The sequence below is a fragment of the Gracilibacillus sp. Marseille-QA3620 genome (assembly GCF_054950035.1).
Map to the genome: position 1 here is coordinate 161,284 of NZ_CM143102.1, position 15,586 is coordinate 176,869.

At 45.3% G+C, this 15,586-nt stretch carries 10 protein-coding genes, 9 tRNA genes and 2 rRNA genes; 19 read left to right on the forward strand and 2 right to left on the reverse strand.

What is annotated here, in order from left to right; all coding sequences use genetic code 11:
• Window positions 1-127 precede the first annotated feature (127 nt).
• The 11 genes from ACY8DX_RS00900 to ACY8DX_RS00950 all read left to right on the forward strand — a co-directional run bounded on the left by ACY8DX_RS00900 (window position 128) and on the right by ACY8DX_RS00950 (window position 4,153).
• Window positions 128-3,063: ribosomal RNA gene (locus ACY8DX_RS00900) — 23S ribosomal RNA — on the forward strand.
• A gap of 68 nt (window positions 3,064-3,131) precedes the next feature.
• A 5S ribosomal RNA gene (gene rrf, locus ACY8DX_RS00905) occupies window positions 3,132-3,248 on the forward strand.
• Between the two features lie 16 nt (window positions 3,249-3,264).
• Window positions 3,265-3,339 (forward strand) — tRNA-Asn (locus tag ACY8DX_RS00910).
• Window positions 3,340-3,355: 16 nt separating this feature from the next.
• Window positions 3,356-3,428: transfer RNA gene (locus ACY8DX_RS00915), tRNA-Thr, on the forward strand.
• A gap of 27 nt (window positions 3,429-3,455) precedes the next feature.
• Window positions 3,456-3,530 (forward strand) — tRNA-Glu (locus tag ACY8DX_RS00920).
• A gap of 10 nt (window positions 3,531-3,540) precedes the next feature.
• Window positions 3,541-3,616, forward strand: a tRNA-Val gene (locus tag ACY8DX_RS00925).
• Window positions 3,617-3,698: 82 nt separating this feature from the next.
• Window positions 3,699-3,771, forward strand: a tRNA-Thr gene (locus ACY8DX_RS00930).
• A gap of 11 nt (window positions 3,772-3,782) precedes the next feature.
• A tRNA-Tyr gene (locus tag ACY8DX_RS00935) sits at window positions 3,783-3,866 on the forward strand.
• A gap of 54 nt (window positions 3,867-3,920) precedes the next feature.
• A tRNA-Gln gene (locus ACY8DX_RS00940) sits at window positions 3,921-3,995 on the forward strand.
• 6 nt (window positions 3,996-4,001) lie between these two features.
• Window positions 4,002-4,074 (forward strand) — tRNA-Lys (locus ACY8DX_RS00945).
• Window positions 4,075-4,078: 4 nt separating this feature from the next.
• Window positions 4,079-4,153 (forward strand) — tRNA-Gly (locus tag ACY8DX_RS00950).
• A 648-nt stretch (window positions 4,154-4,801) separates the two neighbouring features.
• Here ACY8DX_RS00950 and ACY8DX_RS00955 read toward each other — a convergent pair.
• Entirely contained in the window at window positions 4,802-4,972 is a 171-nt protein-coding gene (locus tag ACY8DX_RS00955) for an aspartyl-phosphate phosphatase Spo0E family protein (protein WP_082197219.1), read from the reverse strand.
• Window positions 4,973-5,126: 154 nt separating this feature from the next.
• Between ACY8DX_RS00955 and sigW the strand changes: the two genes are divergently transcribed.
• From sigW to ACY8DX_RS00990, 7 genes are all read left to right on the forward strand, one after another.
• Entirely contained in the window at window positions 5,127-5,699 is a 573-nt protein-coding gene (sigW, locus tag ACY8DX_RS00960; RefSeq protein ID WP_462406048.1) for an RNA polymerase sigma factor SigW, read from the forward strand.
• 14 nt (window positions 5,700-5,713) lie between these two features.
• Complete coding sequence (locus tag ACY8DX_RS00965; protein ID WP_439802930.1) at window positions 5,714-6,316, forward strand: zf-HC2 domain-containing protein; 603 nt, start codon at window positions 5,714-5,716, stop codon at window positions 6,314-6,316.
• Between the two features lie 176 nt (window positions 6,317-6,492).
• Window positions 6,493-7,314: a diadenylate cyclase CdaA gene (cdaA, locus tag ACY8DX_RS00970; protein WP_049672504.1), complete on the forward strand. Its 822-nt coding sequence runs from the start codon at window positions 6,493-6,495 to the stop codon at window positions 7,312-7,314.
• Window positions 7,307-8,602 carry a CdaR family protein gene (locus tag ACY8DX_RS00975; protein ID WP_049672503.1) on the forward strand — a complete coding sequence of 432 codons (1,296 nt, stop codon included), beginning with the start codon at window positions 7,307-7,309 and terminating at the stop codon, window positions 8,600-8,602. The genes cdaA and ACY8DX_RS00975 overlap by 8 nt, the downstream gene beginning before the upstream one ends.
• A gap of 63 nt (window positions 8,603-8,665) precedes the next feature.
• Window positions 8,666-10,018: a phosphoglucosamine mutase gene (glmM, locus tag ACY8DX_RS00980; protein WP_049672502.1), complete on the forward strand. Its 1,353-nt coding sequence runs from the start codon at window positions 8,666-8,668 to the stop codon at window positions 10,016-10,018.
• 443 nt (window positions 10,019-10,461) lie between these two features.
• On the forward strand, window positions 10,462-12,264 hold the full coding sequence (glmS, locus tag ACY8DX_RS00985) for a glutamine--fructose-6-phosphate transaminase (isomerizing) (RefSeq protein WP_049672500.1): 1,803 nt from the start codon (window positions 10,462-10,464) through the stop codon (window positions 12,262-12,264).
• A 245-nt stretch (window positions 12,265-12,509) separates the two neighbouring features.
• Window positions 12,510-13,559, forward strand: a complete 1,050-nt coding sequence (locus ACY8DX_RS00990; protein ID WP_049672499.1) for a 2,3-butanediol dehydrogenase — start codon at window positions 12,510-12,512, stop codon at window positions 13,557-13,559.
• A gap of 127 nt (window positions 13,560-13,686) precedes the next feature.
• On the opposite strand, the gene ACY8DX_RS00995 is transcribed toward ACY8DX_RS00990, so the two are convergent.
• Window positions 13,687-14,598 carry an SH3 domain-containing protein gene (locus ACY8DX_RS00995; protein WP_049672498.1) on the reverse strand — a complete coding sequence of 304 codons (912 nt, stop codon included), beginning with the start codon at window positions 14,596-14,598 and terminating at the stop codon, window positions 13,687-13,689.
• A gap of 479 nt (window positions 14,599-15,077) precedes the next feature.
• Here ACY8DX_RS00995 and ACY8DX_RS01000 point away from each other — a divergent pair, with 479 nt between their 5' ends.
• Entirely contained in the window at window positions 15,078-15,554 is a 477-nt protein-coding gene (locus ACY8DX_RS01000; protein WP_049672497.1) for an NUDIX domain-containing protein, read from the forward strand.
• Window positions 15,555-15,586: the final 32 nt, after the last annotated feature.

Here is a 15,586-nt window from a genome sequence, read left to right on the forward strand (position 1 = left end):
AGCCAAGTAGTTTTGTTTAGTTTTGAAGGAGCAATCCTTCTGAAAATTGTTCTTTGAAAACTGGATAATGTAGTAAGGCAAAGTAATGCGTCATTAATGTATAAAAACCGAGTAAGAGTTTTTTAACGGTTAAGTTAATAAGGGCGCACGGTGGATGCCTTGGCACTAGGAGCCGATGAAGGACGGGACTAACACCGATATGCTTCGGGGAGCTGTAAGTAAGCTTTGATCCGGAGATTTCCGAATGGGGAAACCCACTGTTCGTAATGGAGCAGTATCTTACACTGAATTCATAGGTGTATGAAGGCACACCCGGGGAACTGAAACATCTAAGTACCCGGAGGAAGAGAAAGCAAACGCGATTTCCTGAGTAGCGGCGAGCGAAACGGAACCAGCCCAAACCAGAAGGCTTGCCTTCTGGGGTTGTAGGACACTCATTGTGGAGTTACAAAGGAACGGGGTAGGCGAAGCGACCTGGAAAGGTCCGTCAGAGAAGGTAACAACCCTGTAACCGAAACTTCGTTCCCTCCCGAGTGGATCCTGAGTACGGCGGAACACGAGGAATTCCGTCGGAATCCGGGAGGACCATCTCCCAAGGCTAAATACTCCCTAGTGACCGATAGTGAACCAGTACCGTGAGGGAAAGGTGAAAAGCACCCCGGAAGGGGAGTGAAAGAGATCCTGAAACCGTGTGCCTACAAGTAGTCAGAGCCCGTTAACGGGTGATGGCGTGCCTTTTGTAGAATGAACCGGCGAGTTACGATCCCATGCGAGGTTAAGTTGAAGAGACGGAGCCGCAGCGAAAGCGAGTCTGAATAGGGCGTATGAGTATGTGGTCGTAGACCCGAAACCAGGTGATCTACCCATGTCCAGGATGAAGTCCAGGTAACACTGGATGGAGGTCCGAACCCACGCACGTTGAAAAGTGCGGGGATGAGGTGTGGGTAGCGGAGAAATTCCAATCGAACCTGGAGATAGCTGGTTCTCTCCGAAATAGCTTTAGGGCTAGCCTCGAACTGAGAGTCTTGGAGGTAGAGCACTGTTTGGACTAGGGGCCCTCATCGGGTTACCGAATTCAGACAAACTCCGAATGCCAAAGACTTATGTTCGGGAGTCAGACTGCGAGTGATAAGATCCGTAGTCAAAAGGGAAACAGCCCAGACCGCCAGCTAAGGTCCCAAAGTATACGTTAAGTGGAAAAGGATGTGGAGTTGCCCAGACAACCAGGATGTTGGCTTAGAAGCAGCCACCATTTAAAGAGTGCGTAATAGCTCACTGGTCGAGTGACTCTGCGCCGAAAATGTACCGGGGCTAAACGTATCACCGAAGCTGCGGATGCATACCGTATGGTATGCGTGGTAGGAGAGCGTTCTAAGGGCTGTGAAGCATGACCGGAAGGACATGTGGAGCGCTTAGAAGTGAGAATGCCGGTATGAGTAGCGAAAGAAGGGTGAGAATCCCTTCCACCGAATGCCTAAGGTTTCCTGAGGAAGGCTCGTCCGCTCAGGGTTAGTCAGGACCTAAGCCGAGGCCGAAAGGCGTAGGCGATGGACAACAGGTTGATATTCCTGTACCACCTCTCTTCCATTTGAGTGATGGGGGGACGCAGTAGGATAGGGTAAGCGCGCTGTTGGATATGCGCGTCCAAGCAGTTAGGCCGATGAGTAGGCAAATCCGCTCATCACACAAGGCTGAGCTGTGATGGCGAGGGAACTAGAGTACCGAAGTTCCTGATTCCACACTGCCAAGAAAAGCCTCTAGCGAGGAAGAAGGTGCCTGTACCGCAAACCGACACAGGTAGGCGAGGAGAGAATCCTAAGGTGATCGAGAGAACTCTCGTTAAGGAACTCGGCAAAATGACCCCGTAACTTCGGGAGAAGGGGTGCTCACCAGGGTGTCAAAGCCCAGGTGAGCCGCAGTGAAAAGGCCCAGGCGACTGTTTAGCAAAAACACAGGTCTCTGCGAAGCCGCAAGGCGAAGTATAGGGGCTGACGCCTGCCCGGTGCTGGAAGGTTAAGAGGAGCGCTTAGCATTAGCGAAGGTGCGAATTGAAGCCCCAGTAAACGGCGGCCGTAACTATAACGGTCCTAAGGTAGCGAAATTCCTTGTCGGGTAAGTTCCGACCCGCACGAAAGGCGTAACGATCTGGGCACTGTCTCAACGAGAGACTCGGTGAAATTATAGTACCTGTGAAGATGCAGGTTACCCGCGACAGGACGGAAAGACCCCGTGGAGCTTTACTGCAGCCTGATATTGAATTTTGGTACAGCTTGTACAGGATAGGTAGGAGCCTTTGAAGCCGGAGCGCCAGCTTCGGTGGAGGCGTCGGTGGGATACTACCCCCGCTGTATTGAACTTCTAACCCGCACCCCTGAACCGGGGTGGGAGACAGTGTCAGGTGGGCAGTTTGACTGGGGCGGTCGCCTCCTAAAGAGTAACGGAGGCGCCCAAAGGTTCCCTCAGAATGGTTGGAAATCATTCGCAGAGTGTAAAGGCACAAGGGAGCTTGACTGCGAGACCTACAAGTCGAGCAGGGACGAAAGTCGGGCTTAGTGATCCGGTGGTTCCGCATGGAAGGGCCATCGCTCAACGGATAAAAGCTACCCCGGGGATAACAGGCTTATCTCCCCCAAGAGTCCACATCGACGGGGAGGTTTGGCACCTCGATGTCGGCTCATCGCATCCTGGGGCTGTAGTCGGTCCCAAGGGTTGGGCTGTTCGCCCATTAAAGCGGTACGCGAGCTGGGTTCAGAACGTCGTGAGACAGTTCGGTCCCTATCCGTCGTGGGCGCAGGAAATTTGAGAGGAGCTGTCCTTAGTACGAGAGGACCGGGATGGACGCACCGCTGGTGTACCAGTTGTTCCGCCAGGAGCATAGCTGGGTAGCTACGTGCGGACGGGATAAGTGCTGAAAGCATCTAAGCATGAAGCCCCCCTCGAGATGAGATTTCCCATAGCGCAAGCTAGTAAGAACCCTGAAAGATGATCAGGTAGATAGGTCCGAGGTGGAAGTGTGGCGACACATGGAGCTGACGGATACTAATCGTTCGAGGACTTAACCAAGAACAAAACGCATAGGCCAAACAAACATTATCCAGTTTTGAAAGAATGATTCAACATTCTTTTATAAGTCCGGTAACGATGGCGAAGAGGCCACACCCGTTCCCATTCCGAACACGGAAGTTAAGCTCTTCAGCGCCGATGGTAGTTGGGGCTCACGCCCCTGTGAGAGTAGGACGTTGCCGGGCACATACCTTATACTATTCCGCAGTAGCTCAGTGGTAGAGCATTCGGCTGTTAACCGAACGGTCGTAGGTTCGAATCCTACCTGCGGAGCCATTTCTTGCTCGATTGTGCTTCCATAGCTCAGCAGGTAGAGCACTTCCATGGTAAGGAAGAGGTCAGCGGTTCGAGCCCGCTTGGAAGCTCTCGATTGCAGTTATGAAAAAGAAAGAGGCCCCTTGGTCAAGCGGTTAAGACACCGCCCTTTCACGGCGGTAACACGGGTTCGAATCCCGTAGGGGTCACCATTATCTATATGGAGGATTAGCTCAGCTGGGAGAGCATCTGCCTTACAAGCAGAGGGTCGGCGGTTCGATCCCGTCATCCTCCACCATTAAAATTACCAAACATTTCTTGGTGAAAGTGAACGAAATATCGTTTATACTAATAAATGTCTTATGAAACGTTGATATTATGCCGGTGTAGCTCAATTGGTAGAGCAACTGACTTGTAATCAGTAGGTTGGGGGTTCAAGTCCTCTTGCCGGCACTCTTTAAAACGGAGGGGTAGCGAAGTGGCTAAACGCGGCGGACTGTAAATCCGCTCCTTCGGGTTCGGCAGTTCGAATCTGCCCCCCTCCACCATTTCTTATAAGAAACATCCAACGGACAAAAGAGATTGTCCCTTTTTCTTTTTATTGGGCTATAGCCAAGTGGTAAGGCAACGGACTTTGACTCCGTCATTCGTAGGTTCGAATCCTGCTAGCCCAGCCAATATGAGAGCCATTAGCTCAGTCGGTAGAGCATCTGACTTTTAATCAGAGGGTCGAAGGTTCGAGTCCTTCATGGCTCATTTTGCGGAAGTAGTTCAGTGGTAGAACACCACCTTGCCAAGGTGGGGGTCGCGGGTTCGAATCCCGTCTTCCGCTCCAATGAATAATAATAGTTAAACCTTAGTTGCAATGCAATTAAGGTTTTTTTGTGTGCATCCTGCATAGGCGAAAACTTGGTGGTACAAGTCCACTACAGGCTTGGCAATAGGAACGGTTAGCGAAAGGGAAGGCGGCTATTGTGAGGTAGTGGCTGAAAGAAGCTGGACGCAAACTCCCGGACGGACGAACAGAAACTAGATACAAGGCTGGCTTAGGTCAGATGAGCCTGCACAACAAGACGAAGTCCAATACTGCCCGAAACCTAATGGAGGAAAGTGTAAACTAGGCATTCCAACCGTTATCGACCGAATGCTTCAACAAGCTATCCATTTCCAAGAGTTACGTCCTTCACCGCTCCTTAACAGATAAAGAGCTGGCACGTCACGGATATGAAGACATATCTGTGACGTGCCAGCTCATTTACTCAAGCTATTGAACCGCCGTATACGGATCTGTACATACGGTGGTGTGAGAGGGGAAATTCAAGTGAATTTCCCCTTTACTCGATTTTTAAAGGGTACGAATATAAGAATAAATCATTTTATACATTGCTTGTCATATGAGGCAACAAAGCCTACAATTGAGGAGAATGGAGCAAGAGCGATTATTAGAGGACATGAAAAGAAGCAGCATCCTGTATATAGAGGACTACTGCTTTTTGTATACGTACCTTGTTTGATTTTGATACTGATTGATTAACGAATCAAGTTCAGTACTAGCCTTAATGACATCAGAATCGACCATTGAAGAGTGAGAAGCCAATGTAATCATCCGTTGGCGGTATTTCTCAATATCCTTCATTAATGTATGTAGTTCCAATTCGTCACTCCTTACTTACCATATATATTCCTTTTTTACCCAAAATTTTCAAAAAATAAACACTTTCTTTATTCATTTTTATAAAACATGCTAATAAATGAAACTTTTTTCTAGGGCCAGGCGTATATAAGCAAAAAGGCCGCTAATGCGGAGGATGGGAAATTTGGAAGGACTAATAAAAGAAAGAATCCAACAAGTGCGTGATGGAGACCAGCGTGCCTTTGAGGATATAGTTGAATTTTATAAAGACAAGGTATTCCAATTATGCTATCGCATGCTTGGAGACCGCTATGAGGCTGAGGACGTCGCACAGGAGGCCTTTCTTCGGGCATACGTAAATATCCATACATTCCAGATGAACCGTAAATTCTCGACTTGGTTATACCGGATTGCGACGAATCTTTGTATAGATCGAATTCGAAAGAAGAAGCCGGATTTCTACTTGGACGCTGAGGTGGCTGGAACGGAAGGGCTTGATATGTATTCTCAAATTCCCTCCGCTGAGAAACTGCCTGAGGAGGAGCTCGAGAACCTGGAGCTGAAGGAAAGGGTTCAGCTGGAGATTCAAAAGCTTCCAGAGAAGTATCGAGCAGCAATTGTGCTGAAGTATGTGGATGAGCTTTCCTTAAAGGAAATCAGCGAGATTCTCCATTTGCCGATTGGAACAGTCAAGACGCGAATTCATAGAGGAAGAGATGCATTGCGCAAATCAATGCAATCTTTATAATGAGGTGAATGATAATGAGACAATGTCCGGATGATATCGAGGAATATATCCATGATTATCTTGATGGAGAGATTGATAAGGAAAAAGCAAATATACTCCTGGCTCACATCGCGGACTGTGATGAGTGCATGCTGACATTTCAGGAGCTGAACAGAACGATTGCCTTGCTGCAAGGTTCTCATATAGAAGCACCCGCTGGCTTCACAAACAAGGTTATGGATTGCTTGCCAAAGCAATCTCGCAAGATAAATATGAAAAGATGGCTTCAGCGAAATCCTGTCTTGATTGCTGCCTCCATGTTCCTCATGCTGATGGGTGGAACGATGTTCTCCTATTGGGGAGAAGAACAGCAGTTTTCCTTCTCGAAGGATCCAGATATCGTCGTAATGGGTCAGACCGTTATTGTTCCAGAGGGCAAGACGATTGAAGGAGATATGGTCGTCAAAAATGGCAATATTAAGGTTGAAGGAACCGTCCAAGGTGATCTAACCGTTATTAACGGGGAGAAGTATCTTGCCGGAGCTGGAGAGGTAACAGGAGATATAGAAGAGATTGATCAATTATTTGAATGGGTTTGGTATAACATTAAAGAAACCGTGAAAAATATAATTGAATAAGACCTCGTGATAAATTGGTGGACCTTCCGGATGGAGGTCTGTTTTTTTGAACACACAGATTAGACTGAACTGTTAGAGTTTGTCCGACAGTATGTTATAATAATGGAGTTATATGTATGGACGGGCATAAGAATTAAAAGCCGTCAATGGGAAAGGACATGACTGGAGGACATGACATGCCGTTTCTAGAGAATTTTTCTTTATTAGATTATATAATCAGTATCGCAGATATATTTCTGGTCTGGCTGGTATTTTATAAATTATTGCAAATTATACAAGGAACAAAGGCTGTACAGCTATTAAGAGGGATCATCTTAATCATCGGCGTACGGTTTGCAAGTGAGATTATTGGGCTTAATACGCTGAGTTACCTTATGGAGCAAACGATGACATGGGGGGTACTCGCCATTATCATCATCTTCCAGCCTGAGCTTAGGAGAGCCCTTGAGCAGCTGGGAAGGGGCAAATGGTTCCGCTCCACGAGTATTGAAGATAATGAACATGAGCAAATGATTGAGGCCATTGTGAAGTCTACAAGCTATATGGCGAAAAGGCGGATTGGTGCTTTGATGTCCATTGAACGAGAAACAGGCCTGAATGACTATATTGAGACAGGAATTTCACTTGAATCAAAGGTGACCTCTGAATTGCTCATTAATATCTTTATTCCGAATACGCCGCTTCATGATGGTGCAGTGATTCTGAAAAATAATCAAGTTGCCGCGGCAGCATGTTATCTGCCTTTATCTGAGAGTCCATTTGTTTCAAAGGAGCTTGGAACACGACATAGGGCAGCACTTGGCATTAGTGAAGTAACAGACAGCATTACCATTGTTGTCTCAGAGGAGACAGGCAGTGTGTCTCTCACGAAGAATGGAGAGCTCTATCGGAATCTTTCTCTGGATGAGCTTCAAAACATGCTGGAAAATGAATTGACGATCAGCAATAAAACGACTTCTTCAAATCTTTGGAATTGGAGGTCGAAGAGAAATGGATAAAATCACATCGAGCGGATGGTTTATGAAGGTCGGCGCGTTTGTGATAGCGTTCCTGCTATTTATTTCTGTCAACAGTACTCCTGGAAATATTACAAGCACACAATCAAAGGAAGGGTCCACACTTATTAATGATGTACCTGTTGAAATATACTATGACACAGACAATTTGATTGTCAGCGGTGCTCCAGATACAGTGGGGATTACTCTTGAAGGTCCTGAAAGTATTGTAATGGCTACACGCAATAAGATGGACTTTGAGATCTATATAGATTTATCCAATGCAGAAATTGGCTCTCAAAGAGCGCCTATCGAAGTGAAGGGCTTGTCTGATAAGCTGAATTATCAGCTAACCCAAGCTTATGTGGATGTAGATGTCGAGGAGAAGGTGACAGAGGAATATAAAGTCGAGGCGGAGTTTGATAAGAGTGTTCTAGGTGAGGGCTATCAAGCCGGTTCACCGGTTATTGACCCTGCAAAGGTGCAAATCACGGGTGCGAAGAGCTTGGTTAATCAAATTGCCATAGTCAGAGCTGCAGTGAACACAGATGGCAATGTGACAAAGGATATTAATACTGAGGCGGCTGTTCAAGCATATGATGCCAATATGAATAAGCTGGATGTCATCATCAAGCCGGCTTCGGTCAATATTACAATCAATATTAGCAGCCCATCGAAGGAGGTTAACTTGAAGGCGGTTCAAAAAGGGACAGAGCCTAAGGGAGTCACCATCGAGGATGTAAAGCTGGATACCGATAAGGTCACCATTTATGGAGATGTATCTGTTCTGGATAAAGTGAAAGAAATTGAAGTACCGGTGGATATCAGCAGCATTAAAGAGGATACCACGCTAGAGCTGCCGGTCAGCCTCCCAGACGGGGTAGTTGGCTCATCAACTGATACGGTGAAGGTCACTATTGATGTTAAGGAAGACGAAAGTGAGGACAAAGCTGAAAAGGAAGAAGAGGCAGCTTCGACAGAGATAAAAGAAGCTACCGAGACACTCGCTGGCATTCCAATTGGCATCCTAGGGCTGGATGAGAATTTATATGAGGCCAATTTCATTAAGCCAGAGGGCGGGGCTGTATCAATAGAAGTAACAGGGGATGAATCAGTCCTCAAAACATTAAAGACGAGTGATATTACAGTCTCAGTGGATGTTACAGGTCTTGAGGCAGGGGAGCACCAGGTTACAATGAATGTGACAGCACCTGATGAGGTTCATTGGGAGCTTCCCAACGACAGCAAGACCGTAAACATAGAGTTATTAGAAAAGAATTCAGAAGGATAAAATCCATTTTCTTTCATGCCCGCGGGCTGAAAAGAGAGGATATCTAGAAGGAGAGATTTGAACATGGGTAAATATTTCGGTACAGATGGTGTGAGGGGTGTAGCGAATAGCGAACTGACACCTGAGCTTGCTTTTAGGCTAGGCCGATTTGGAGGATATGTATTAACCAAGCATACAGATGAGCGTCCTAAGGTGTTAATTGGACGTGATACCAGGATTTCCGGCTATATGCTGGAGAGTGCACTGGTAGCAGGTCTTCTCTCTATAGGAGCAGAGGTTATGCGTTTAGGCATCATCTCAACCCCAGGCGTAGCTTATTTAACAAAAGCTCTAGGTGCACAGGCCGGAGTCATGATTTCTGCCTCACATAATCCTGTAGCGGATAATGGTATCAAATTCTTCGGCTCTGATGGATTCAAGCTGTCTGATGAACAAGAGGGAGAAATCGAAGAGTTACTTGATATGGAAGCGGACGAACTTCCACGCCCAATCGGTGGTGACCTTGGTACAATCAATGACTTCTTTGAGGGTGGACAGAAGTATATTCAATACTTGAAGCAAACAGCTGATGAAGACTTTACAGGTATTCATGTGGCTCTTGATTGTGCACATGGTGCCACATCCTCTCTTGCGACGCATTTATTTGCTGACTTGGATGCAGATACCTCTACGATGGGGGCATCTCCGAACGGATTGAATATCAATGAGGGAGTTGGATCTACTCATCCTGAACAGCTGGCTCAATTCGTCCTTGAAAAGGGAGCAGATATTGGTCTTGCTTTTGATGGCGACGGCGACCGCTTGATTGCTGTTGATGAAAAAGGCCAAATCGTTGACGGTGATCAAATCATGTATATTTGTGCGAAATACATGAAGGAGCATAACCGCTTGAAGCAAGGCACAGTCGTGTCAACAGTCATGAGCAATATGGGCTTCTACAAGCAGCTTGAGGCTAATGAAATTAAGAGTGCTCAAACAGCTGTCGGTGACCGCTATGTAGTGGAGGAAATGAAAAAAGGCGGCTACAATCTCGGTGGAGAACAGTCCGGTCATATCATTTTCCTTGATTACAACACAACAGGAGACGGATTATTAACAGGTGTGCAGTTAATTAATATTATGAAGCTGACGAAGAAGCCATTGTCTGAGCTGGCTGCTGAGATGACCGTCTATCCGCAAAAGCTTGTGAATATCCGGGTTACAGATAAGCACCATGTAACAGATAATGAAAAGGTGAAGGCAATCATTGAGCAAGTCGAAGGGGAAATGAACGGAAACGGCCGTATCCTCGTTCGTCCTTCTGGAACAGAGCCGCTTGTTCGAGTCATGGCTGAAGCACCGACACAGGAGCAATGTGATGCGTATGTCGACCGTATCGCAGATGTCGTTCGAGCAGAAATGGGATTGGAAAATTAGGCAGAGTGAATGATGCATAAGCGGGGGCAAACCTCCTGCTTATGCATATTTTATATTGGAGCGGGTATACAAGGATTGTTTGACTATGTATTGGGTAGAATTCTGAATTGACTGATTGAGTTGAACCGTGTATGCTAGGAAGTGATTCTAAAAATAGAATGGAGGATAGAAGTCGGGTTTTCTGTATAAGCGCCAGAACTAAACCCATGTGGTGGGATTTAGTTGACGAGGTGGAGGTTATCGAAATGTTCGGCGGGAGCCTCCCAGCTTACATGTGCGGGCTGCAACTCTTTTTACCAAAACAGTTTGGCGACAAACTGGACAGAATAAAGAGAGAAGCACATAACAAATTTGCTGATCAGAGGTAAGGGGGCAAGAATGCCCCTTATTAATATAGAGAGCATTCTTGTTCCCTTCTTCTTATTATAGGAGGATAAACAAGTATGTGTGGAATTGTAGGATATATTGGACATCAAGATGCAAAAGACATTTTACTAAAAGGCTTGGAAAAGCTTGAATATAGAGGATATGATTCAGCGGGTATCGCGGTCATGAATGAAAACGGTGTACATGTCTTCAAAGAAAAGGGACGTATAGCGGATCTTCGCGAGGTTGTTGACAGCAATGTAAGTACAACAAAAGGAATTGGTCATACACGCTGGGCAACTCATGGGGAGCCTAGCTGCAGGAATGCCCACCCTCACCAAAGTGCCAACAAGCGTTTCACTATTGTGCATAACGGTGTAATCGAGAACTATGAGCAATTAAAGAAAGAATACCTGGAAGGCGTTGAACTTTTGAGCGACACGGATACGGAAATCATCGTGCAGCTTATTAGTAAGTTCGTCGAAGAAGGGTTATCTGTAGAAGCGGCTTTCTCTAAGACGCTTACTTTATTGCATGGTTCTTATGCGATTGGCTTATTGGATGAACAAGATGCAGATACAATTTATGTCGCGAAGAATAAGAGTCCGCTTTTAGTAGGTGTAGGACTTGGATTCAATGTTATTGCAAGTGATGCAATGGCGATGCTTCAAGTAACAGATCAATTCGTTGAGTTAATGGATAAAGAAATGGTTATCGTCACAAAGGATGACATCACCATTAAAGAACTTGACGGAAAAGTTGTTGAGCGTGAGCCATATACTGCAGAGCTGGATGCTAGTGACATTGAAAAAGGTACGTACCCTCACTATATGCTTAAAGAGATTGATGAGCAGCCATTGGTGATGCGCAAGATTATCCAGAACTATCAGGATGAGTCTGGCGATTTGACAATCGACCCGGCAATCATCAATGCCATCAATGAGGCAGATCGTCTCTATATCATTGCTTGCGGAACGAGCTATCATGCTGGTTTAGTTGGTAAGCAAATGTTTGAGAAAATGGCAAAGGTTCCAGTAGAAGTGCATGTAGCATCTGAATTCAGCTACAATATGCCTCTTCTCTCTGAAAAGCCATTGTTCATCTTCATCTCTCAAAGCGGTGAGACGGCAGACAGCCGTGCCGTATTGGTCCAAACCAAAGAGATGGGCTACAAAGCGCTTACTATCACGAATGTACCAGGCTCAACATTATCACGTGAAGCGGATTACACTTTGCTCCTTCATGCAGGCCCTGAAATTGCCGTTGCCTCAACAAAAGCTTATACAGCACAAATGGCTGTATTAACCATTCTTGCTTCTGTTGTCGGAAAAGCAAAAGGACAATTGGGAGACTTCCAGGTCGTGAAAGAACTCGGCATTGTTGCTAATGCAATGGAAGCTCTGTGTGATGATAAAGACCGCTTTGAAATGATCGCGCGTGAATATCTATCCGTAACACGCAACTGCTTCTTTATCGGTCGTTCAATCGACTACTATGTATGTCTAGAAGGAGCACTCAAGCTAAAAGAAATTTCTTACATTCAGGCAGAAGGATTTGCTGGCGGCGAATTGAAACACGGTACGATTGCCCTTATTGAAGAAGGCACGCCGGTAATCGCACTTGCAACACAAGAAGACGTTAACCTAAGCATCCGCGGCAACGTAAAAGAAGTTGCGGCACGTGGTGCACACACTTGCATCATCTCTATGCAGGGACTTGAGCAAGAGGGAGACGCTTATGTATTGCCTGAAATCAATCCAATGTTAACACCTCTTATCTCTGTAGTACCATTACAGTTAATTTCTTATTATGCTTCCCTTCACCGCGGCTGTGACGTAGATAAACCACGTAACTTGGCTAAATCGGTGACAGTGGAATAAGGTTAGATGTAAACCGACCAAAATTTTATTTTGGTCGGTTTTATTTTGTTCCTGTCATTACATAATCATATGTGAATATAGCGTGAACGATAGAAACCCCTATCAATAAAGGAGGTTGAGCCTGATTCTGCGTATGCCACAGAACTGTCATAATAAAGAGGTTGTTGCGTCTATTAATTTATTACTATAATAATATTTGAATATATTATATTTTTTGAATTTAATCCTTGGAGGCGATGTTGATTATGAAAGCTGCAGTATGGCATGGAAGAAAAGACATTCGTATTGAGGAAAGAGAATTAAGAGAGTTACGGGACAATGAAGTAACTGTACGTGTTGCATGGGCTGGTATATGTGGCAGTGACTTGCATGAATACGAAGAAGGGCCAGTATTCGTGCCAGCAGAAAAGCAGGATGACCTCACTGGAGAAACGGCTCCCCTTACTATGGGGCATGAATTTGCAGGGGTTATTGAGAAAGTGGGATCAAGTGTTACGAAATATAAAGTAGGAGACCGAGTAGCAATCAATCCTACACTTACATATGGCAATAAACCTGAGGATATGGATATTTATGATGGCTTCAGCTTTATCGGTCTCCATGGTGACGGCGGGTTCACGACATATGCTAATGTTCCGGAGAGTAATGTATATCTCCTCCCTGACACGTTAACCTTACAAGATGGTGCATTAGTCGAACCAATGGCTGTCGCTGTACAAGCTGTTAAAGAAGGTGACCTGCGATTTGGTGATACAGTTGCTGTATTTGGGGCAGGGCCCATTGGATTATTAACCATTATTGCCGCTAAAGCAGCCGGTGCCAGCAAGGTTATTGCCTTAGATTTATCTGAAAGCCGACTGGAGAAAGCAAAGGAACTCGGTGCTACTCATATTATTAACTCTGGGAAAGAAGATCCGGTTAAAGCTATTCGGGCGATTGTTCCAGATGGCGTCGATGTAACCTTTGAGGTAGCAGGTGTTACTCAAACCTATATTCAATCAATTGATGCTACGAGAGCGCGTGGCACAATGGTGATTGTCTCTATTTTTGCTAGGCCTATTGAATGGAATCCATTGCATTTAACCAATACAGGCGTGAAGATCACATCCTCCATTGCCTATTCGCCAACTTCCTTCCAGCAGACAGTAGACCTGATGGGCACTGGACAATTAAAGCCACAAGGAATCATTACCTCACAAATCGAGCTGGATGATATTGTTGAAAAGGGCTTTGAAGCTTTAACTACCGATAAATCGCAATCAAAAATATTAGTTAAGTTAAGCGGAGAAAAATAAAATAAATACATTCCTTCCCCGAGTGAGTATTTTCACTTGGGGATTTCTTTTTCCGGTAATTACGGCTCCAGCTGCAATCATATTCTAAATAACCCCCTTGCCAGGCTTAGCAAGGGGGTAAATGTTGTTAGTATTTAGCTATATCTGCTTCTGGTGTCATGATAATGACTGGGTTTTTCGCTGGTTTCACCCATGAGAGTATTTTGTTTACGTTGCTCTTGGAAGTGGCTACGCAGCCTGCTGTGTAGCCCGATTTTCCTTCTACATGAAAGAAGATGGCCGAGCCCTTATAGGGTGTTCGCTTTGTATTATAGTTAATGACAAAGCCTACGTCATATTGTGAGATGTTCATATTCTCTGCGCTGGTCCATTGACCTTTTGTTTTGCTTTTGGATTGCCATGTGTTGTAGAGCGGGCTTTTACTATCATCCACCCAAACGGAATCTGCGGTGATTTTTTTCTTGGATAGTTTCGTCGTTGGTACAGTGGAGCGATAGAAGGCGGTACCGAGAGTATACTTGCCGGTTGGTGTTTTCATGTCTCCTTCTTTTTTGGAACTGGTCATTCCCTTTTTCCCGATGACGCCGGACATGGTGTAGGTGCGTTTCCATTTGCCATTTGTTTTCTCAAATGCTTGGATGGTCGCTTTATTGGAGGCGGCCGTCTTGTTAGTGACTAGAATGACTTGCTCTGATTTCCCGAGGTTTTTCATCTTTTCAACATCGAGCTTAGCTTGGACCTTGGTTAAGTATTTGGAGCTGGCATAGCCGGTCTTTGTTTTGTATTTAACCTTATACCAAGTGCCTGATTTCGAGATGTATTGAACCGTTTTTCCTTTAGGGATGGTTAAGATAATCTTTCCCTTCGTTGAGGCTGAAGTTCTCAGGTTGAGGTTGGCGGTTGTTTTGTACTGGGTGACTGATGCAGCTTCTGCAGATTTCGTTTTCGGACTGAAGGGACCGGTAACGTAGGAATGGTGGAAACCAAAAGAAGATAAGAGTAGAATAAATGCTACACAAACGATGATTTTTCTATACATTTATACATATTCCTCCTGCCATGTTTTATCTTTTATTATACCGTTATATTGGCTGAAGTTTCATCTTTGAAAAGGTTAGCAGGGAATACATTCATTGCTGATCTGTTTCTAGATGCCCGTTCCTCCCAATGTTCTTAATATGCAGGCCCGCTCCATTCTAGTAGCACCTTAGCTTTCCTTATAAGAGATTGAGTTGCTGCTAGGGAGAGGGGGTTTGATGAACTTCTTCACTGCTCCATACCTCCAAGATATACACATCATTCATCATTCGACTTGCCTTCAGCTAGGCTCACGAGATTGTTTTCACACTCATCTAGATTCCTTATTGATTCAGCAGTTAAATGATCGTTCTGCTAGGGCATCCTGCTTCTCTTCCTGTACGGTGAATGTACCAAACAAGTTAAATGTAGTTGAATTTCATTTCGATATCATCTATTCCTGTCATTTAGGAAAATAAAATGGATAAGGCGGCGACTTGAATGACTAGTCATATTAGGGTAAAAGCATGCGCGCTCATTATTGAAAAGGGTGCCGTATTATTAGTCGAGTTTAAAGATGAACATGGCGTTCATTATAATTTGCCGGGAGGCGGGGTGAATCCTGGGGAAACGGTGAAAGAGGCTGCCTGCCGAGAAGCGTTTGAGGAAGCCTCTATTGAGGTCGAGGTCGGTCCGCTCGCTTTCGTGTATGAATATGTTCCCCATCTCTGTCATCATAAATATGGAGACACGGTTTCTTTACAGCTGATATTTGATTGTAAGCGCAAGGATGGCTCTATACCGAGGCGGCCAGAGTACCCAGACATGAACCAAACGGATGTGAAATGGATAAAGCTTAAGAACCTGAAGAATGTGGTTCTATATCCCGATGTGAAGGAAACCATCATCCTGTACAATGAATGTGGAACGGGAAGTAGATTGATTGAAGAACCTATAGAAAGGGGTTTTTCTGACTAGGTCCCCGCTTATGCCGCCGTTTTAATTCGTTT